Raw genomic sequence first — 18,711 nt, 5'->3', positions numbered from 1 at the left:
TGGCCAATATCTTCAATTTCACTCAGGTCTGAGCCAAGTTTGCTGAATTTCCCCCAAAAATGGTGTTTTTCCGCCGTTTCAACTTCATTTTCTCTTGTGCGCCCGTCAAAAAGGCGCACTATGCCCTTGTCAGGTTTCACGGAGACTTCGCCCGGCTAGTGCGAGAGCATACAGATTGGCGCAGGCAAACATGGCATACAGCCGGTTTTTATTCTTTTTCAATCCGCGGTACCGGGTCTTTTGATACCCAAACTGACATTTGATAATGCGGAAAGCATGTTCCACTTTGCAACGTACAGAAGATTTGCGATGTTCGATCATACGCTCCCAGTCCAGAAAAGGCTCGCGATCCGGAGATGTACTAAACGAAGAAAGGATGGGTTCTTCGACAGTCTGAGAGCCCAACAGGTACCGCCTGTGGGACTCTTTTTATAATGGGACAAAAAATTCTTTAAATTTTCTAAACTTTTCAGAAATTGTACCGACATATATAAATGTAAGTAACTTACAGTAAAAGTGTTTTCACTTCCTCTTTGATGGGCCCGTCAAGAGGGGAAATGGAATCCCCAATAAGGAACAGGGAAGTTCTTTAAAACGCACACAGTTATACAACTGTGAACAAAAATTCAGGAGGAATTATTATGCGTATACAACACAATATATCTGCTTTAAATGCAAACAGAATGCTGGGCATTAATAACGATAAGGTCAGCAAGAACCTTGAGAAACTGTCTTCCGGTTACAAGATTAACCGCGCTGGCGACGACGCTGCAGGCCTTGCGATTTCCGAAAAAATGCGCGGCCAGATCCGCGGCCTTGACCAGGCGACCAACAACGCGAACGACGGTATCTCCCTTGTACAGACTGCTGAAGGCGCTCTGAATGAGACTGCTTCCATTCTGCAAAGAATGAAAGAACTGGCAACACAGTCTTCCAACGGTACCTATCAGAATGCTGTTGACCGTGAAAATATCAGCAAAGAAGTCGAATCTCTGAAGAGTGAAATTACCAGAATCGCTACATCGACGAACTTCAACAAGATTAACCTGTTGGATGGCTCTTTGGATTTAGGATCAACAGCTACAGCTACTATTGGGACAACGAAAGTTACTCTCAATGGTGTGGCGAAATTATCAACAACAACTCCTGTTACAGGAGCAAGTGCTGCAGCTACAGTAACATTTGCAGATGGTAAGGACAACGCTTCCGGTTCCATTACGGCGGCTTTCAACGATGCAACAGGCGGACTCACCATTACGCTTGGTACAAAAGACACGGAAGCTTCCTTTACCGCAGAACAGATTACAGCTGCCGTTCGTGCAGCAGCTGCTGCTTATGCAAATGGAGGTACAACAAATGCTCTTGAAATCTCCAAAGCATATAGCAGCTTTGAAGTTAAATTTGAAGGCACAATTACAGGTACTGCAGGTTCTTCATTAACTGCGGCTGCGGCTACGATGGCTGCAAGTACAGGTAATAACGGACTCACTCTGCAAATTGGGGCAAGTTATTCAGCGGATCAGCAGGTAAACCTGAAGATCGGAAATATGTCGACAGCAGGTTTAGGTCTTACTAGTGTCAAAGTCGATACACAGGAAAATGCGTTAGCTGCTATTTCTACAATTGACGCAGCAATCAACATAGTTTCTGGCACAAGAGCTGACCTTGGTGCTCTGCAGAACAGACTTGAGCACACCGTTAGCAACCTCGGCGTAACAAGTGAGAACTTGACCTCCGCTGAGAGCCGTATCCGCGATGTTGACATGGCAAAGGAAATGATGGACATGACCAAGAACAATGTTCTTGCTCAGGCCGCTCAGTCCATGCTCGCTCAGGCGAATCAGCAGCCGCAGAACGTTCTCAAGCTCTTACAGTAATTTGTTTTCAGTTTCAAACTGTATTTTTCGAAAGCCCATGCAGGGTTTCCCTGTATGGGCTTTCCTTATTGTATAACAAAAACTCCCGGCACAGCCGGGAGTTCCGAAGAGCATTAGCGCTGACCAAAATGCGGATTAAATCTTACCCACAATCCCGCTGTTTCGCTTTTGAAGAGAAGCTAGGCGGCATTCGAGAAACGGGTAGAGCTTGGTAAGGGGGAGGGGGGGCGCAGCCCCTTCCCGTATTGGCCGACTTCCGCACCGAAATGCTCTCGTTTTTTCACCTTGCTTTCGTGTGCAGAAAAGGACAAGGGGGGGAGTAGACCGTCGCAAGCGTAGGAAAAAAGCCCCCGAGCTACTTGAAGCGTTCCAGTAAGAACGCAAAGGATTTTAGCGCATAGAAAGCCCCCGGTTGTGCCGGGAGCAACGATTGGAGAATGTAAAAAAACAAAGGAGTTATTTTAATAGCTTCTTCAGCTTGTCGAGGGTCTGTTTTTGCGGGATAACGCTTGCTTCTTCGTTCAGATTACGCGTTTCCACAAGCTCTTTGCGGAGAATAGGGACTTCCTTTGGCGCTTTTATGCAGATTTTTGCACGGTCGCCGCTGATTTCGGACAGCATAATTTCTATATTGTCCCCGATAAGAATAGATTCGGAGACTTTTCGGCTGATTACTAACACCGGAAATTCCCCCCCTATTCTTTATCTTCTTGATCTTGAAATAATTTATAACGGATCGGATAATCTGAGTTTTCCAGAATGATCTGCTTTGCTTTTTTCGTATTTACGTCGATAATAATCGGCGCTTTTAGGTTGATTACGGAATCCTTTAGATTCGGTTTAATGACAGCCACAACCAGTACACATAGGTTGTTGGTGTCTGTTTCGCCGAAATAGCGCAAGTCATCCGGCGTAAGTTCCGGGCTGTAATTACTGACAATCGGATACGGGTCAATCACAACAAAGGATGGAATTTCGGAATTTGCGGCCTGCAGATTCCAGATAACGCCGTCATCGTCTTCGTGATAAAGAAGATAGTCCTTAATATCTTCAAAACCTGGAATACCTTCGTCAAAATGGATGATATTTTGTTTTGAAGTCTGATTTTCAATTTGATTATCCATTTAGAAACCTCCTCCATGAAGTTAGCGTTCTTGTAAAAAACGCAGCCTCCGAAAGGGGGCTGCGTTATTGTTTCAGGCTGTGGCATCCAGCTTCGGCGGTTCGTAATCCGGACTTGCTGAAGGCGGAATATATTGCGGCTTGCCAAGATATTTAAATTCCACATGGGCATAGCCTTTGATAACATATTCTATACTGGCCGGGATAAACTTCAGCTTTGCCTTATTTTGTGTCAACCAGTCGAAAGTCTGCCTGTCGGATTCATACTGATTTGAAACCTGTTGTGAATCCCAATGAAAATCGGTGGGGTAAGAGGGAATACCAATTGCACTTTGCAGGGTTGGCTGCACATGCTGAATCGCAAGGTCGACCAGAGAACTGGTTTTTTCCTGCGCACTCATGAGCAAACTTCCTTTCCATGTATAATCCGCAATATCTGTCATAGACGATAGAATTTGATATTCATTTGCATAGGTTGCATATTGGTAAGAGTCCGCTTCCGTCTTCGTTTTAACCTTATTTTTGTAACCGTTTGTTTCGATAAAAAGATGGTCGCTATAAGGTATCAGATAATTGGAATCCATCGGGTCTGGCTGTGAGGGTTGAAAAGACGTATCAACCTCAAACTTTGCACGATGGACAATCATCTCAATGGAAATCGGAACGACTTTCATATCCAGCAATGGTTCCATCATGATTCACCTCTTACAGGAATCTTATTTCATGAAATCAAGGAATGTTGGTTGCAAAATTTGGTTGCCGATTTTCAAAGCAGCATTATAAGCGAATGCCTGCATACTATAATTGATCCAAGCATCTGTAAAATCAATAAATTCCGTATTGTCGTCTTTTTCCAATATCCGGTCGCCAAGATCCTCCAAATTTGTTTGTGTTGTTGTCAGGAAAGTGAAGCTGCAGTCGGTTTCCGTCATTTTTGAAATGACCTTATTTTGTTGCTGTGTAAATTGATCAAGATAAGGCTGTATCGTGTCTATAGAATAGGTGTATCCATTTTTTCCCTCTAATTGATCGGCAATTTGCCCCATTAGGTTATAGATATTGTTTGACATTCCCGTTCCGGATCCATCTACGGTTCCAAAGCCAATTACAGAAATACCGGGAACGGCAATATTGAAGACGCTTTGCTCAGTAATTGCACTTTCATTCGCGCCTGCCCCTGTATTTACCCTTAACCCTAATCCGATGTTGGAAAAGACCTGTTCATCAGCAAGCTTTTGTAGCCCATCAAGACCGATGGTGTCCGTTGCGGTTTCTGTCTGAACTCCGGTATCAACCGGACGGTTTTGGTCGCCGGAAAGGGAAACTTTCGAAAGATTATAGGTAACTGTACCATCCGTGCTGGTTAGGGAGGGATTTGCTTTCAGCGCGGCAAGTACGTCGCTGTTTTTCGCTCCGGTTGGAAGATTTACGGTCAGGATTTTATTGGTTGCGTCTGCTGAAATGGAAGGGGTTACTCCATCAGCGGTTGTAACTTGGATCTTATAGCCGTTGAAATTGCTGTCGCCCAATGTGATTTGTGCGCCGTTGTAGCTTAAAGTAGATCCGGCTTCAATTTTTCCTGTGTTCACATCAATACCGCGGTAAAGTAAATTACCGTTCGCACCGACGCTGAAGGGGGGATTTTCCGTCTCGGCTCCTCCGAAGATATATTTATCACCAAATTTCGTATTTAAAGAAGTTAAAATAGTTTTTTGCAATCCGCGAATCTTTTCTGCATATATTTTGCGGTCGTCTGCGTTGTTCGTACCGTTTATTGCCCCAAGGCAGCTTCCGGACGATGCTTCCGAAAGTACTTTAACAATCGATTGGATGGTGCTGTGCACGGTATCCATCTGATCTTTTGCATCGCCGACTTCACTTTGGTAACTGTTGTTATATGCATATTCCATTCTGAGCCGTGCGGCTTTTGCTGCGGAAAACGGATCTTCGGAAGCTGTATCGTATCTACGCTGGCTTATTTCCCGGTCGCTTGCCTTGTTTAGCTCATCGAGCGAACTGTTTAAGCTGGTCGCGTATTTTTTCATAATCATGGACATTGTGATTCTCATTTTCCAATTACCTCCTTCTTATTAAATTATCTTCCGACGATGCCCATTCTGTTAATAATGGTATCTATTGCTTCATCTAAAGTAGTCATAAAGCGGGAAGAAGCAGTTAAAGCCTGATTATACATAATCAAATTAATTCCTTCTTCATTTACATCAACGGACGATGTAGCCGCACGTTTTGTATCAATTTCGTTCAGAGTGGCGTTACATGTAGCGTCGCGGCGATTAACATCCGCTTTTTGAAGAGCCAAGATCGAAACGGAAATATCCGAAACAAAAGATTGAATGGAAGAGGTTAAGAGGGTGTTCCCTCCAACGTTGTTGTCATTGGTTGTAAAGGTTTTTGTCTCGGCAAGTTTGCTTACCATTAATAAAATATTATCTTTTGAAGTGGTAGTATCCCCGCTGGAAGAAGTTTGTTTCGTAGGAGTTAAGTAATTGCTTGTTGCTTTATACCAGGCATTGGAAAGGGAAATGTTTGCAGCGGTGATTCCGGTTGTTGTCGTCCCGTCGGCCTGGGTGAAAAGAGGTTTATTGTCTCCTTCCGGATTTGTGCTGTTTAGCGCATTCATTGTGTCTGCAAAATAAGCGGCTAATTTATCTAAAACCTTTTCGTAGTAACCGATGCCGCGCTCTGCTTCGCCTGCGGAATCATATTCTCCGCTCTCGTTTAGCATGGACAAATAGGCAGAAAATGATCCTTGCGTAATATCTTTATTACTTATGGCGTCGGTTCCGTCCGTCACATCTGCTCCGGTGGAATCCTTGAGCGTCAGATTGATTGTGCCGTCCGCTTCGGTCGTTGTGCCGAAAGTACTGTAATTGTTGTTTGAAACCAAGTTGAACTTTTTGCTGCCGGATACGAGATCAATCTGTAATTCGGAAACCGTGCGGTTTGATCCGACAGACACGGTTTTAGTTGAAACCTCAATATTTACGTATTGGGACAATTCGTCGATCGCCGTATTGCGCTGATCCATTAGTTCCAGAGCAGGGGTGCCGGAAATATCCGCGCTCTTAATTTCTTCATTTAAATGCGCAATTGTCTGCAGAAGCTGATTCGCTTTCTTAATGGAATCATTTTGAAATTCCTCTGTTACTGTTTTGCGTATGGTTGACAACTGCTGCGATGCAGTATTAAAAGCATGCGCCAGGAGACGCGCGGAACTTTTAAGGGAATTTTCATCCATTGTACTGGAGGAAGCCAGTGAATTGAGCTGCTTTAGAAAATCGGTAAAATTTGTAGTGATACCATCTTTTTTGGTTTCATCAAAGATATTTTCCAGCTCGCCTAATATATTCGCTTCCGTACCGGTTTTTCCAGTCAATGCACGTTCGGTCCGGTAACGAATATCCAGATACGGGTCACGGATTTGGCTCACTCTGTCACAGCTAACGCCTCCGCCAATCCCGATTTCACCGCTTGCATAACGCATGTTGCTTGAGTTTGGCCCAACCGTTGAACAATCCACACGCTGCCTTGTATAGCCGGTAGTGTTCACGTTTGTCATGTTTTGGCCGGTTATCTGTAAACTTGCGCGAGCGGCCTGGATACCGCTTTTAGCAACATAATATCCCGAGAAAGTTGATGACATTTTGTAAGTTCCTCCTTAAATTTTCATTGAAAGGACACTTGGAGGGATTTTTCCTTCCTTGGCTTTTGCGTTGTACATATTTTGCAGTTCCGGGTTGTTTTTTATCTTATTAAGAGTTACCTCAACGTTATGCAATTTAATTTCCGTAAGGTAATTGCAGCGGCGGTTCATTTCTCTTAGATCCAGCAGCACATTGGAAAGCTCATCATATATTGCTTTTATTTCTTTACGGTATGGTTCGTCAAACAGAGGGATTAGCTGGCGGAAGGTCGTTTTCGGGTCGCCTGTTTTTCCGACCAGCTTCTCGCGTTCTATTTCCAACCCTCTTAATTTTAACAAATAGGCTTGTTCCTGCTTAACCCGATCATCTAACGAACGAAGGTTATTGCGGGATAAATCTTCAAATTTTTCTGCCTCGATTGAAAGAAACTCTTTATAAAACAGAAGATAGTTCTGAAAAAAATGAAGAAGCTGTTCTGAAAGTTGTCCATTTATCATAAGATTTCCACTTCCAATTGCAATTTATCATTAAAAAAGTACATCTGCATGCTATAATTATTTTCAATTATTTTCTGTACCATTTATAAGCATTGTTTTTGCCAATTCAAATGGATTTAAATCGTACTGATTGCTGCTAATTTGTACCTTCAGATACTCGAGATATTTCGGATCTTTATCGGTTTTTAAATCGGAAATAATTTTATCGCGTGTATCCGATAAGGAAGGAATATTTGCCGTTTTGCGTTTCGAGAGGTTTATTGTATCTACTTTATGGGCATTTGTAGCCTTGTTTAATTCATTGCTGAAAGACGAATTTATACTGCTTTGAAGGGCGTCTGCCTTCTCCGTTTTTTTACCGATATAAGGACTGGATATATAATTTAATTTCGAATTTACATTCTTAATAACCATACCTAATTCACCTCGAATAATATATCGGCAACTGATAGAAAATCTTTAGTTCCCAATTTTAAAATTGAGTTTATTAATTATTTTTTTTTAAAAAAATGTTGAAATATATATTTTTTTATTGACATTTGACTTAATTTGTATAATAATTATGTAAATATTACTAAACAATATATAAATTGTGACTCATTTTTTACCGGTCATAAAAACAATGTTTAGTAGATTTCAATAACAAAATAGCGAGAAAAGTAAGACTATAATTACACATTGAGAAAAAAGGTGTTAGAACATGGATTGGTTAAACAACGTAACCTCCAGCTTATTAAGCAAAGATTTGGATGGGCTTTGGGTGAGGCAAAAGGAGATTTCAAATAATTTGTCAAATCTCGAAACCCCGGGCTATAAAAGCCGTACCGTCAGCTTTGAAGATCAACTGCAATCGCTTATGTCGAATTCCGATAAAACCGACATGGAGCAGATAAACGAAATTAACAAGGTTCAGCCGCGGACAACCATATCCGACGACCTATCGATGCGATTGGATGGCAATAATGTGGATGTGGAAAAGGAAAATATAGAGCTGGCTAGAACGCAAATCAATTATTGGTATTCTTTAAGAACACTTTCCGATTATTTTGCACGTCTTAAAACAGCGATTGACAGTAAAGCTTAAGCTGTTTTACTGATGAATATAATAAGGAGGAATATGAGTGTCTTTTCTAAGTTCATTGAACATCAGCGGATCCGGTCTTACCGCGAGCAGATTGAGAATGGATGTCATTTCTGAAAACATTTCCAATGCTACCACCACCAGAACAGAGAATGGTGGGCCTTACCGCAGGAAGATGGTTATTTATGAACCTGCAGAGCAATCGCCTTTTCAGCGTATATTTGCGTCAAAGCTGCAGCAGAGCGGGGAACAGCGAGGGGTAAAGGTTACACAAATCGCAGAAGATCAAAGTGATTTTGTCCCTGTATATGACCCCAGCCATCCGGATGCGAATGCGCAGGGTTATGTGATGATGCCGAATGTCGATCCCATTAAGGAAACCATCGATATGATGTCGGCAACAAGGGCTTATGATGCAAACCTGACTGCTTTTAATGCCGTAAAGGGCATGGCTGTTAAGGCATTAGAATTAGGGAGGTAACAGAAATTGACGATTACACCGATTGAAAGTGTAAATTCCATTGCAAAGCTAAATGATTCCGATAAAGTATCCTCGTCCCAGTCATCCGGTCTACCGTTTCAATCGCTTTTTCAGGATGCTATCCAGAATGTGAAGGATACAGATTCTGTTTTAGATCAAGAACTAGTCAAGTTAACAACCGGGCAGTCCGATAATTTGCATGACATTATCATTGCTTCAACAAAGGCCAGTCTTTCCGTCCAAATGCTTGTTCAGCTTCGCAATAAAGCGTTAGATGCTTACAATGAGGTTATGAGGATGGGCGTATAGCCTCCAGCAGAAAGAAAAGGGTGATTGCGGGTTGAACGAATGAATATTCAAATTAATAAATACATAGAACCGGTTAAAAACTATTGGGGTTCTTTGACGAAGAAGAAAAAAATAATATCATGCAGCATTCTTGGCGGAATTGTCCTTGTTTCGGTTATTGCTGGAATTTTATTAAATAGACAGCCTTATGTGATCCTTTATCCGGGTTTGGACCACTCGGAAGCCGTAGAAGTGATGAACGAACTCAAGGAACGGAATGTAAGCTTTAAGGAAGACAATGGAACGATTTATGTACCGAAGGATCAGGAAAATGCGTTAAGAATGGATCTTTCGAATGAAGGGCACCCGAAAACAGCGCCGAATTACGATTTCTTCACGAAAAATATCGGAATCATGACAACCGATTATGAAAAGAAAATCATTGAGCAATATCAACTTAATCAGCGTTTGGAAGCGGTTATCAAAACGATTGATACCATTAAAAATGCAAATGTAACAATTAGTATCCCCGACAGCAGCGGATACGCTTTGGATGATAACGCGGAAAAGCCGACTGCTTCTGTCACCGTAACTTTAGACAATGGAAAGACCCTGTCGTCCTCACAGGTAAATGGAATTAAGCAATTGGTTTCGAAAAGTGTGCCGAACATGAAAGCAGAGGATGTTGCCGTTATTGACACGGCTACAGGAGATGAATTAAGCGGTAATTCAGAAAATGGAACGCAGATTAATATAACCCAGTTTAAGCTCCAAATTGAAAAAGAATATGAAAAAGATGTTGAAAAAAATATACTTAAAGTATTAACACCTGTTTTTGGAACAAACAATGTAAAAGTTACCGTAAAAAGCATAATGGATGTTGATAAAAAAGTACAAGAGATCATCACCTATAATCCATCGAAGGATAGCTCCGGAAATCCTACGGATAAAGGTGTGCTAAGCGATTCACATACGATAAAGGAACAGGAAACAAGCGGTAAAACGGCAGGAGGAGCGGCCGGAACCCAATCCAACGCCCAGACGACGACGTATCCCGGCGTTACTGTTAACGGAGATGTGATTTACACAAAGGATGATCAGACATACAAATATCTGGTCAGCCAGGTTAAGCAGCAGATTCAGGGCGATGCAGCTAGTGTGCAGGATATGACGATCTCAGTCGTAATAAATAAAGATATGATCGCCGACAGCCAAAAACAGCAGATTGCACAGCTAGTGGCCAATGCTGCAGCGGTTAAGCCGGAGAAGGTCGCTATTTATAATGGTACTTTTGCTACTTCAACACAGCCTACCAATGCACAGGCGTCCGGAACTCTGCCTTTGAATACGATTGTAATCATTGGAGGAGTTGTACTGCTTACATTATTTATTGTGGGGCTGATTATTTTCTTAGTGGCACGAGCAAAGAAAAAGAAAGAATTTGCCATGGGTTTGGCGGAACAGGAATTCCAGGAAGACGGTACGCCTTTGAAAGACCGTCTGCAGAATGAATTTTCTGAAGAAGAGCCCGAAAAGGAGAAAGTTGTTATCCCTGCAATAGAAGATGCCCGTGCGCAAAAGGCGACGAAGGAAGAAGCATTAACAAAGGAAATACAAGAATTCACTTCCCAAAATCCAGAAATCGCAGCTCAACTGATCCGATCCTGGCTGAAAGGAGAAGACAACGATGGCTAAAAATCAACTGAGCGGCCAGCAGAAAGCCGCTGCGGTTATTATATCCATTGGAGCTGAGACCGCTTCCAAGATTTATAAATATTTAAAGGAAGACGAAGTCGAACAGTTAACCTATGAAATAGCAAGAATGTCGCATATGTCTACCGAGCAGCAGGAAGAAATTCTGGAAAACTTCTATCAGATATGCCTGACGCAGAAGGTTATCACGGAAGGCGGCATAGAATATGCGAGAAATGTTCTTGAAAAAGCGTATGGCGCCCAAACGGCGGCTTCACTTCTTGAACGTGTTACGAAGTCGCTTCGAACCAAGGCATTTGAGTTTATCCGTAAGACGGACTATAAAAACCTCATGACGATGATTCAAAACGAACATCCGCAGACCATCGCGCTGATTTTGTCTTATGCAAGGGCGGATCAGGCGGCCATGATCATTGCGGAACTGCCGAAGGAAATCCGGCTTGAGGTAGTCGAGCGGATTGCAAATATGGACAGAACCTCTCCCGAAATTATTCATATTGTGGAAAGCAATCTGGAGAACAAATTCTCGTCCCTCATGTCTTTGGACTTCATGGAATTTGGCGGCGTAAACTACATTGCGGATATTATGAACAACATGGATCGTTCGAACGAGAAATATATCTTCGACGAACTCGCCCGCAAGGACGCAGAGCTTTGCGACGAGATCAAAAAGAGAATGTTTGTCTTCGAAGATATCACCTGTCTGGACGATATGTCCATCCAGCGCTTCCTGCGCGAGGTCGACTCCAAGGATCTGGTTTTCGCGCTCAAAGGCGCAAACAAGGAAGTTGCCGATGTTATCTTCAAGAATATGTCCAACCGTACAATGGAAACCATCAAATCCGATCTCGAATTTACGCATAATGTCCGTCTTAGAGACGTCGAAGAAGCGCAGCAGCGTATTGTGGGCGTTATCAGGCGTCTTGAAAGCGAGGGCGAGTTAATTATTTCGAAGGGCGGAAAGGATGAGGTTATTGCCTAAAATCATTAAGGCATCCGAATATGTCACAATTAAAAACGGCAATGCCTTTCCTTCCAATAACTCTTCTTTAAAGAAACCGTCTGAAGCTAAAGCGGCCAAACCGGACCCCGAAGAGGAACACAGAGCGATTTTAAACCATGCATTCCAAAAAGCGCAGCAAATCATGGAGGCGGCACAGAATTACAGCGCGAACAAGGTAAAGGAGTCCACTGAGCGCATGAATGGAGAGGCCGCTTTGTTGATGGCGCGGAGCAGGGAAGAAGGATATAGGAAAGGATTTGCCGAAGGAAGAACAAAAGGCAGCGAACAAGGTTACCGGGAAGGTTATCAGGATGGCTTTCAAAAAGCAGAAAATGATAATAAGGCAGTCTTGGACGAACTTTCCGGTATGCTTGAAACTGTGGAAGCAAGGAAGGAGGAAATCCTTCAGCGGTTTGAGAGCGATATAACGCGGCTTTCCTTAGCCATTGCAGAGAAGATTATTAAAAAGGAAATAAGCCTTGATGCAAAAGCGATCCAGTCGATCATAATCAAGGCGATTGATTCCTACCGGAATCAGGAGTGGGTTCGTATTTATGTTTCTCCCAACACCAAGACCTTGCTTGCCGACACTACCCTGATAAAGGATCTGCAGGAGGTATCTGATAATGTCAAAATTGAAGCATCCGCTGAAATGAAGGACGGCGACTGCAAAATTGAAATGCCGAACCAAATGATAGACGCGGGTGTGGATACACAGTTAAACAATATAAAGAACGAGTTGCAAATATAACCGAATTCAAAAGTGGAGCGTGAGACATTGAATTTCGAAGAAGCCTATGAAGTTTTGGCAAAAGTTAATCCGCTCTGTTACATGGGTAAGGTTAAAAATATTGTCGGGATGATGATTGAAACAGCCGGATTAAAAGCGAATGTCGGCGATATCTGTTATATTCAGAATTCCGACAATGAGAAAACCGTTATGGCCGAAGTTGTCGGTTTTAAAAACAGCGAAGTCCTCTTGATGGCATATGGCGATATTAAGGGAATCGGTCCAGGCAGTTTCGTTCGTTCCACCGGACGAAAGCTGCGGGTTCCCGTCGGCGACTTTTTAATTGGCAGGACGATTGATGCGACCGGAATGCCAATCGACGGGAAGGGAAGTTTTGAGGCCAAGCAGTTTTATGATGTGGATGCTACATACACGAACCCGTTGGAACGCCCTAGAATCAGCCAGCGTTTGACCTTTGGCATTAAGGCCATCGACGGAATGCTTACCATCGGCAAAGGGCAAAGAATGGGAATATTCGCAGGAAGCGGTGTCGGTAAGAGCACCCTGCTTGGCATGATTGCGAAAAATGTAAAAACCGATATCAATGTAATCGCGCTTGTCGGAGAAAGAGGCCGTGAAGTTACCGAGTTTATTGAAAAAGACTTGGGCAAAGAAGGGCTGGCGCGTTCGGTATTGGTTGTTGCAACCTCCGATCAGCCGGCTATGTACCGGGCAAAATGCGCAACGGTTGCTACGGCGATTGCTGAGTATTTCAGGGATCAGGGAAAGGATGTCCTGCTGATGATGGATTCCCTTACCCGGTTCGCAATGGCGGAACGGGAAATCGGGCTGGCTGCCGGGGAACCCCCCATCGCCAGAGGATATACGCCGTCCATCTACGCGGAACTGCCGAAGCTTCTGGAACGAAGCGGAAATTTCAAGGAAGGTTCCATCACCGGGATTTATACTGTGTTGGTAGAAGGGGACGATACCAATGAACCGATATCCGATACTGTCCGGGGAATTATCGACGGACACATTGTTTTGTCACGTACATTGGCACATAAAAACCATTATCCCGCCATTGACACGAACGCGAGCATTTCCAGACTGATGAACGATATCGTTACGGAAGAGCACCGGCTTTTGGCCGCCAAAATACGGGATATTCTCGCGATTTACAATCAGAATTCCGATCTAATATCCATCGGGGCGTATAAACCGGGTATGAATCATAAATTGGACGAAGCGGTGAAAAAGATGGATTCTGTCAACGCTTTTTTGTGTCAGAGAACCGATGAAAGTTTCTCTTTTGAGGAAACTTTGAATCTTATGGAAGGTTTATAAGAATGAAAAAGTTTATTTTTAGCCTTGAAAAGGTCCTTAGCTTCAAGCAGCAGACGCTGGATATTCAAAAAAATGAGCTTTTACAGATGCAAACAAAGTTGGCGGAAATTGAAAAGGAAATCAATACTTTAAATACTCTGTTTGCGGAGACGAATCAAAAGATGAAGAAAGAGCTGCAAACAGGCCTGAACGCAAGCGACATGAGCATTTATAAAACCTATTTTAATACATTAAATCAGAAAATATTGCGGTTGGTGGAAGACAAAAGCAAGATGTTGGAAGCCATTACGCAAAAGAAAGCAGATATCATAGCCTTGAACAGCGATATCTCCGGGCTTGAAAAATTACGCGACAAACAGCTCGAGGCATATTTAGAAGCCTTTAGGAAACGAGAAGAACTTGCAATCGATGAGTTCGTCAATCGCACACGCAGCGCAGCGAATTAAATGCTTATAAATTCTTTTATTATAGAATTTATAAAATAAATATTAAATAATGGAGGTGAAAATGTGATACAGCAAATAACTACGAACGTGGCCTCAAGCGCCGCTCTGCAGAAAACAAAAACGGCCCAAGCCAAAAAGGATGGCACAGGCAGTATTTTTGAAAGCTTGTTGCAGCAGTCTGGGAAAACAATAACCAAAGAGAATTCAAAGCAGACATCTTCCGTTCCCCCTAAGGATGAAAAAAATCTGGATAACATCACGGGAATGAATCAGCAAACGATCCAGCCGAACATAACGCCATTTGCACCAATCTGCCAAGCTCCTGCTTTTGCAGATGTCCCAGATGTGCTGCAGCCACAAGTCGGAACGCAGGCGGTGTCTTTCTTGCCCGCTTCCGGTTTACAAGCAGATTCGAAACAGGTTGTCATGGTGCACTCCATGGAAACGCAGCCAGCTTTCCTGCAATCCGTCGGAACACAGGCTGAAAATGCGATATCAGAAAAGGTTGCAGTCGGAAATGGATTTCTGCAGAGCAATGGAAAACCGGATGCCCCGGTTGCGCAGTTAGCAAGTTCCAATCCGACAGCCGCGAAAGCGGAAGTTCCGGTGCAGCCGTCAAATTCAGTATTTACCAACACACAGAATTCCACTTTGCAAAAAGAGCCGGCTGTAGCAATGGAGCCTTCCATGAATGGCTTTAATCGGCCTACGGCGGCGCAGGCCGAGCTTCCTAAACAGGACGGCAAAGTGCTTCCTAAGCAGGAATCCGCTTTTGCTGTTGGAAAATTGGATCAGGTTAAACCGGAAAAGCAAGCGGCAACGGAATTGCCTTCCGCTGAAAGCGATAAATTGCCGATGACAGCCGAGGACAAAAAAGAAACCATACCGATTCATACGGCGTCCCAGAGCAATGCGCGTCTTTCCAGTCTCTATGAGAATGGGAACGTGGTCATTAAGATTTCTGATGCAAAAGCTTCGGGGAAGGCCCTGTCCACTCAGCTTACTGACAAAGTCCTTTACAACTATAAGCAAGGGAACCATCAGTTTACAATGGAGCTTTATCCGAAAAATTTAGGCAAAGTTTCTATTAAGCTGGCGATGCAGGACGGTGTTCTGAGTGTGACCATTCAGGCGGCGAATCCCAAAACGCAGAGCTTGCTGTTGGAAAACAGCGCTGATATTAAAGCAATTCTGCAAACCTCTGTAAACCAGCCGGTTCAAATTAACGAAGCAGCACATGATCGCGCATGGTATGAACAAGGCCAGCAGAATCAACAAAATCAGCCGCAGCAGGAAAGAGAGCAAAAGCAGAACGTTCGGCTTCCATTGGATGACTCGAACGGCAGCACAGATGACTTTATAACTGTGATGCAGCAGCTCAGGAATCAGGTTTCAGCAATGTAAGAGAAAGGAGGAGTATTTTGAATCAGATTTATCCATATAGTCTTAGCGGGACCGCCAGAACTTCCATAAATACTACATCTGGCGCCACGGAATTAAAGACCGGTAAGTCCTCTTTGGAAATGACGGATTTTATGAAACTTTTAGCGGCGCAGATGTCTAATCAGGATCCGACAAATCCTACGGATAACAATGAGTTCATTGGCCAGATGGCACAATTTGCCTCGTTACAGGCTATGCAGGATTTAAGACAGCTTTCTTTAGAGCAGTACGGTGCTTCTCTTGTCGGGAAAAAAGTGGTTGTTGCCAGCTATGACGCCAATGGAAAGTATGTTGAAGATACGGGTGTTGTAGATTATGTTAACTATTCATCCGGTTCGCCTTGTGTGGTTGTGAACGGAAAAGCATACGATTTATATTCCGTTATGCAAGTCAATTCCGATACTTACAAGTCTCCGGAAACATCACCTGAATTGACAGTCCCGGAAGATTCAAATTAGGCTATCCGCTGTACGAACGGAATCGTCTTTACAGTTAGGAGTTTAGTCATGGATGATATTCAATTTAAAAAGAGCTATTCTGCGTTTATCAATCCGAATTACAACGTAACGCCGGCAAAAAGCAATCAGACCCCAAAGACAAACCCGGCTGATAGTGAATTCGGAAAGATATTCCAGAATGCTATTGAACAAAAGCAGCAACTTACGTTTTCCAAACATGCGCTGCAGCGAATGGATTCCCGGAATATTCCGGTATCCGGGCAGTTGCTGTCCCAAATTAACAGCGCAGTAACAAAGGCAAGGGCAAAGGGAATTAAAGACGCGCTGATCTTAAGTGGGCAGACGGCCTTTATCGTGAATATTCCCAGCAGCACAGTCGTTACAACTATGAATGGTCAGGAATTGACCGACAACATTTTCACAAATATTGATGGAGCTGTAATCATATAACCGGACCTCTTGAGGAAGTTATTTGAGTCTCGAATGACAGAAAGGCTCATGCGGTTCCAAATAGAAAAGGAGAGAATTGTTTTATGAGTACAGGAATGTACTGCGGTATCTCAGGCGTAAAAGCGTATCAGACCGGTATTGATGTCATCGGTAACAATATTGCAAACGTTAATACCTACGGTTTTAAATCTTCCCGCGTGACTTATCGTGATGTTTTTTATCAGACACTTGCGAGTTCTTCTAAATCCGATGCGACGAACAGTATCGGCGGCGCAAATCCCTCCCAAGTTGGTTATGGTGCTACTGCAGCAACAATTGATGTGCTGAATACCCGTGCCGGAATGGCAACCACCGGAAACAGCAAGGACTGCTATATTAACGGCGAAGGATATTTTGTAGTAAAGGATGGGAACGGTTACCTTTACACACGCGTTGGCTCCTTCGGGTTTGACGGAGATGGCAATCTTGTCGATGGGAATAAAAAATTAGTTTGCGGTACGAATGGGGCAACAAAACCGACAGGTGCGATAAGTACTTGCGAGCCGATTAAGGTTGAAGATTATTCAACTTATAAAAACATTTCAATCGGCAGCGACGGAGCAATAACTGGTGAAAAAGATGGAGAAATTAAAACCTTGGGCTATATAGCTTTAGCGAATATCCCGAACCCTTCTGGCCTTACACAGCAGGGCGGTTCGTACTATAAAGCTGAAAACAATGTTGCAAATGATAGTCATCCCATCAAGTATTATACTCCTGGAGTCGGTGAGACCGGGAGCTTGGTAACAAGCGCTCTGGAAGCTTCCAACACCGACCTTGCCACCGAACTGACCCAGATGATTATCAATGAAAGAGGATTCCAGGCGAATACCAAAATCATTACCGTTAGCGACGAAATGATGGAAACTCTCGTAAATATGAAGAGATAAGGATTCTATAGCTGCCGTTTCTGGAACTGAAAACGGTTTCAGAAACGGTCAGTTGTGAAAAAGGGGTATTGAGATGATAACTGTCACCAATTTGAACGGCACTTCTTTTGTCGTTAATTCAAACCTTATTGAAACAATCGAAAGTATTCCAGAAACAAAAATAACATTAACAACAGGAAAATATTTTTTAGTTGCGGAGAATAGTGAGGAAATTGTTCAAAAAGTAATTCTTTATAATCGTGAAATTTTTAAAAATACAGTTAAGCTGAAGGACTAAAAATTATTATTATCGCAAGGATGTGTTTGTGTGGATTTTACAAGCATCGTGGGGTTTATAGCCGGGCTTGCGCTGGTAATATTCGGCATTGTATTTGATCAGTCAGCCGGTGTTATTTGGTCTACAATTTGGAACTTTGTTGATTATCCAAGTATGGCGATTACTTTCGGCGGCACAATTGCGGCAACTGTTATTTCTTTCCCGATTTCCTATTTCAAGGGAATACCAAAGCATATGAAGGTTATTATGCGGGGAAATCAATACAAGCCACAGGAGTATATCGATACAATTGTAGACTTTGCGCAAGAAGCCAGACGAAAGGGATTACTTTCTCTGGAAGATAAAGCAAGCCAGTTAAAAGATACATTTATGCAGGACAGTATAATGCTGATTGTGGATGCGATAGACCCTGCAAAAGTAAAGGAGATTCTTGAAGACAAACTGAATGGCCTGGAAGACCGGCATTCGCATGTCTGGCAATTCTACGAGAGATTTTCAACTTATGCCCCCGCGTTTGGTATGATTGGTACGCTGATTGGCTTGATTAATATGCTTGCCAATATGGATATGAATTCCGACGGTGGCGCGACAAAAATGGCACGCGGTATGTCAACAGCGTTGATAACCACTTTCTATGGTTCTATGATTTCCAACCTTTTGCTGACTCCGCTGGCACATAAATTACATATGCTTCATGATGAGGAAATGGTTTGTAAAGAGATTGTTGTGGAAGGCGTTGTGGCAATACAGGCGGGCGATAATCCGAAACATATTGAAGAACGTTTGAATGCCTACGTCAATGAAAGCAAAAGGATCCAGAAGGTTGGGACTTTTGCGGGCGCTTCCTCCAGCAGCAACGATAAAAAAACAAAAGGAAAGCATTAATACAAAGCAATCCAGGGGA

The 18,711-nt window shown here is 43.2% G+C and carries 22 protein-coding genes and 1 pseudogene; 15 read left to right on the top strand and 8 right to left on the bottom strand.

Going from position 1 to position 18,711, the window contains the following annotated elements:
- Positions 1 to 129 precede the first annotated feature (129 nt).
- A pseudogene (locus tag P9B68_RS02385) lies at positions 130 to 318 on the bottom strand (transposase); the annotation flags it as partial.
- A 323-nt stretch (positions 319 to 641) separates the two neighbouring features.
- On the opposite strand from P9B68_RS02385, the gene P9B68_RS02380 reads away from it, so the two are divergent.
- On the top strand, positions 642 to 1,877 hold the full coding sequence (locus P9B68_RS02380) for a flagellin N-terminal helical domain-containing protein (protein WP_135656934.1): 1,236 nt from the start codon (positions 642 to 644) through the stop codon (positions 1,875 to 1,877).
- A 456-nt stretch (positions 1,878 to 2,333) separates the two neighbouring features.
- On the opposite strand, the gene P9B68_RS02375 is transcribed toward P9B68_RS02380, so the two are convergent.
- From P9B68_RS02375 to P9B68_RS02345, 7 genes are all read right to left on the bottom strand, one after another.
- Entirely contained in the window at positions 2,334 to 2,558 is a 225-nt protein-coding gene (locus P9B68_RS02375) for a carbon storage regulator (RefSeq protein ID WP_135656936.1), read from the bottom strand.
- Between the two features lie 14 nt (positions 2,559 to 2,572).
- Complete coding sequence (gene fliW, locus P9B68_RS02370; RefSeq protein ID WP_135656938.1) at positions 2,573 to 3,001, bottom strand: flagellar assembly protein FliW; 429 nt, start codon at positions 2,999 to 3,001, stop codon at positions 2,573 to 2,575.
- Positions 3,002 to 3,073: 72 nt separating this feature from the next.
- A complete protein-coding gene (locus P9B68_RS02365) occupies positions 3,074 to 3,694 on the bottom strand; it encodes a DUF6470 family protein (protein WP_135656940.1) in 621 nt (206 codons plus the stop codon).
- 21 nt (positions 3,695 to 3,715) lie between these two features.
- The gene (flgL, locus tag P9B68_RS02360; RefSeq protein WP_277668382.1) at positions 3,716 to 5,068 is read right to left on the bottom strand and encodes a flagellar hook-associated protein FlgL; all 1,353 of its coding nucleotides are present in this window, start codon (positions 5,066 to 5,068) and stop codon (positions 3,716 to 3,718) included.
- A gap of 26 nt (positions 5,069 to 5,094) precedes the next feature.
- Positions 5,095 to 6,663: a flagellar hook-associated protein FlgK gene (gene flgK, locus P9B68_RS02355; RefSeq protein WP_277668381.1), complete on the bottom strand. Its 1,569-nt coding sequence runs from the start codon at positions 6,661 to 6,663 to the stop codon at positions 5,095 to 5,097.
- 15 nt (positions 6,664 to 6,678) lie between these two features.
- A complete protein-coding gene (locus tag P9B68_RS02350) occupies positions 6,679 to 7,161 on the bottom strand; it encodes a flagellar protein FlgN (protein ID WP_135656945.1) in 483 nt (160 codons plus the stop codon).
- Between the two features lie 63 nt (positions 7,162 to 7,224).
- Complete coding sequence (locus P9B68_RS02345; RefSeq protein ID WP_135656947.1) at positions 7,225 to 7,575, bottom strand: hypothetical protein; 351 nt, start codon at positions 7,573 to 7,575, stop codon at positions 7,225 to 7,227.
- Between the two features lie 286 nt (positions 7,576 to 7,861).
- Between P9B68_RS02345 and flgB the strand changes: the two genes are divergently transcribed.
- The 14 genes from flgB to P9B68_RS02275 all read left to right on the top strand — a co-directional run bounded on the left by flgB (position 7,862) and on the right by P9B68_RS02275 (position 18,692).
- A complete protein-coding gene (gene flgB / locus P9B68_RS02340) occupies positions 7,862 to 8,245 on the top strand; it encodes a flagellar basal body rod protein FlgB (protein ID WP_277668380.1) in 384 nt (127 codons plus the stop codon).
- 37 nt (positions 8,246 to 8,282) lie between these two features.
- Positions 8,283 to 8,723 (top strand): flagellar basal body rod protein FlgC, encoded by a 441-nt coding sequence (gene flgC, locus P9B68_RS02335; RefSeq protein ID WP_135656951.1) that lies wholly within the window; start codon positions 8,283 to 8,285, stop codon positions 8,721 to 8,723.
- A gap of 6 nt (positions 8,724 to 8,729) precedes the next feature.
- Positions 8,730 to 9,032 (top strand): flagellar hook-basal body complex protein FliE, encoded by a 303-nt coding sequence (fliE, locus tag P9B68_RS02330; RefSeq protein WP_135656953.1) that lies wholly within the window; start codon positions 8,730 to 8,732, stop codon positions 9,030 to 9,032.
- A gap of 39 nt (positions 9,033 to 9,071) precedes the next feature.
- Entirely contained in the window at positions 9,072 to 10,706 is a 1,635-nt protein-coding gene (fliF, locus tag P9B68_RS02325) for a flagellar basal-body MS-ring/collar protein FliF (RefSeq protein ID WP_135656955.1), read from the top strand.
- Positions 10,699 to 11,706, top strand: a complete 1,008-nt coding sequence (gene fliG / locus P9B68_RS02320; protein WP_135656957.1) for a flagellar motor switch protein FliG — start codon at positions 10,699 to 10,701, stop codon at positions 11,704 to 11,706. Before fliF ends, fliG begins: the two co-directional genes overlap by 8 nt.
- Positions 11,699 to 12,478 (top strand): FliH/SctL family protein, encoded by a 780-nt coding sequence (locus P9B68_RS02315; RefSeq protein WP_167875127.1) that lies wholly within the window; start codon positions 11,699 to 11,701, stop codon positions 12,476 to 12,478. The genes fliG and P9B68_RS02315 overlap by 8 nt, the downstream gene beginning before the upstream one ends.
- Before the next feature lie 27 nt (positions 12,479 to 12,505).
- Positions 12,506 to 13,804 carry a flagellar protein export ATPase FliI gene (gene fliI / locus P9B68_RS02310; RefSeq protein ID WP_135656960.1) on the top strand — a complete coding sequence of 433 codons (1,299 nt, stop codon included), beginning with the start codon at positions 12,506 to 12,508 and terminating at the stop codon, positions 13,802 to 13,804.
- A 2-nt stretch (positions 13,805 to 13,806) separates the two neighbouring features.
- The gene (gene fliJ / locus P9B68_RS02305; RefSeq protein WP_277668379.1) at positions 13,807 to 14,250 is read left to right on the top strand and encodes a flagellar export protein FliJ; all 444 of its coding nucleotides are present in this window, start codon (positions 13,807 to 13,809) and stop codon (positions 14,248 to 14,250) included.
- A gap of 63 nt (positions 14,251 to 14,313) precedes the next feature.
- Complete coding sequence (locus tag P9B68_RS02300; protein WP_135656964.1) at positions 14,314 to 15,654, top strand: flagellar hook-length control protein FliK; 1,341 nt, start codon at positions 14,314 to 14,316, stop codon at positions 15,652 to 15,654.
- A gap of 17 nt (positions 15,655 to 15,671) precedes the next feature.
- A complete protein-coding gene (locus P9B68_RS02295; RefSeq protein ID WP_277668378.1) occupies positions 15,672 to 16,151 on the top strand; it encodes a flagellar hook assembly protein FlgD in 480 nt (159 codons plus the stop codon).
- Between the two features lie 48 nt (positions 16,152 to 16,199).
- Entirely contained in the window at positions 16,200 to 16,601 is a 402-nt protein-coding gene (locus tag P9B68_RS02290) for a TIGR02530 family flagellar biosynthesis protein (protein WP_135656968.1), read from the top strand.
- Positions 16,602 to 16,684: 83 nt separating this feature from the next.
- The gene (locus tag P9B68_RS02285) at positions 16,685 to 17,530 is read left to right on the top strand and encodes a flagellar hook-basal body complex protein (protein ID WP_277668377.1); all 846 of its coding nucleotides are present in this window, start codon (positions 16,685 to 16,687) and stop codon (positions 17,528 to 17,530) included.
- A gap of 73 nt (positions 17,531 to 17,603) precedes the next feature.
- Positions 17,604 to 17,807 carry a flagellar FlbD family protein gene (locus P9B68_RS02280; RefSeq protein ID WP_135656972.1) on the top strand — a complete coding sequence of 68 codons (204 nt, stop codon included), beginning with the start codon at positions 17,604 to 17,606 and terminating at the stop codon, positions 17,805 to 17,807.
- A 30-nt stretch (positions 17,808 to 17,837) separates the two neighbouring features.
- Entirely contained in the window at positions 17,838 to 18,692 is an 855-nt protein-coding gene (locus P9B68_RS02275) for a motility protein A (protein WP_277668376.1), read from the top strand.
- Positions 18,693 to 18,711 lie beyond the last annotated feature (19 nt).

The sequence above is a fragment of the Caproiciproducens galactitolivorans genome (assembly GCF_029266045.1).
GTDB classification, from domain to species: Bacteria; Bacillota; Clostridia; order Oscillospirales; family Acutalibacteraceae; genus Caproiciproducens; species Caproiciproducens galactitolivorans.
The sequence above is the reverse complement of the archived record's forward strand: the minus strand, read 5'-3'. Positions and strand labels throughout refer to the sequence as shown.

Coding starts and splice junctions, on each gene's coding strand:
- P9B68_RS02380 (WP_135656934.1), top strand. CDS start 642: ATGCGTATACAACACAATATATCTGCTTTAAATGCAAACAGAATGCTG.
- P9B68_RS02280 (WP_135656972.1), top strand. CDS start 17,604: ATGATAACTGTCACCAATTTGAACGGCACTTCTTTTGTCGTTAATTCA.
- fliF (WP_135656955.1), top strand. CDS start 9,072: ATGAATATTCAAATTAATAAATACATAGAACCGGTTAAAAACTATTGG.
- fliG (WP_135656957.1), top strand. CDS start 10,699: ATGGCTAAAAATCAACTGAGCGGCCAGCAGAAAGCCGCTGCGGTTATT.
- flgB (WP_277668380.1), top strand. CDS start 7,862: ATGGATTGGTTAAACAACGTAACCTCCAGCTTATTAAGCAAAGATTTG.
- P9B68_RS02350 (WP_135656945.1), bottom strand. CDS start 7,161: ATGATAAATGGACAACTTTCAGAACAGCTTCTTCATTTTTTTCAGAAC.
- flgK (WP_277668381.1), bottom strand. CDS start 6,663: ATGTCATCAACTTTCTCGGGATATTATGTTGCTAAAAGCGGTATCCAG.
- flgL (WP_277668382.1), bottom strand. CDS start 5,068: ATGAGAATCACAATGTCCATGATTATGAAAAAATACGCGACCAGCTTA.
- fliW (WP_135656938.1), bottom strand. CDS start 3,001: ATGGATAATCAAATTGAAAATCAGACTTCAAAACAAAATATCATCCAT.
- fliJ (WP_277668379.1), top strand. CDS start 13,807: ATGAAAAAGTTTATTTTTAGCCTTGAAAAGGTCCTTAGCTTCAAGCAG.
- P9B68_RS02290 (WP_135656968.1), top strand. CDS start 16,200: ATGGATGATATTCAATTTAAAAAGAGCTATTCTGCGTTTATCAATCCG.
- P9B68_RS02285 (WP_277668377.1), top strand. CDS start 16,685: ATGAGTACAGGAATGTACTGCGGTATCTCAGGCGTAAAAGCGTATCAG.
- P9B68_RS02365 (WP_135656940.1), bottom strand. CDS start 3,694: ATGATGGAACCATTGCTGGATATGAAAGTCGTTCCGATTTCCATTGAG.
- P9B68_RS02345 (WP_135656947.1), bottom strand. CDS start 7,575: ATGGTTATTAAGAATGTAAATTCGAAATTAAATTATATATCCAGTCCT.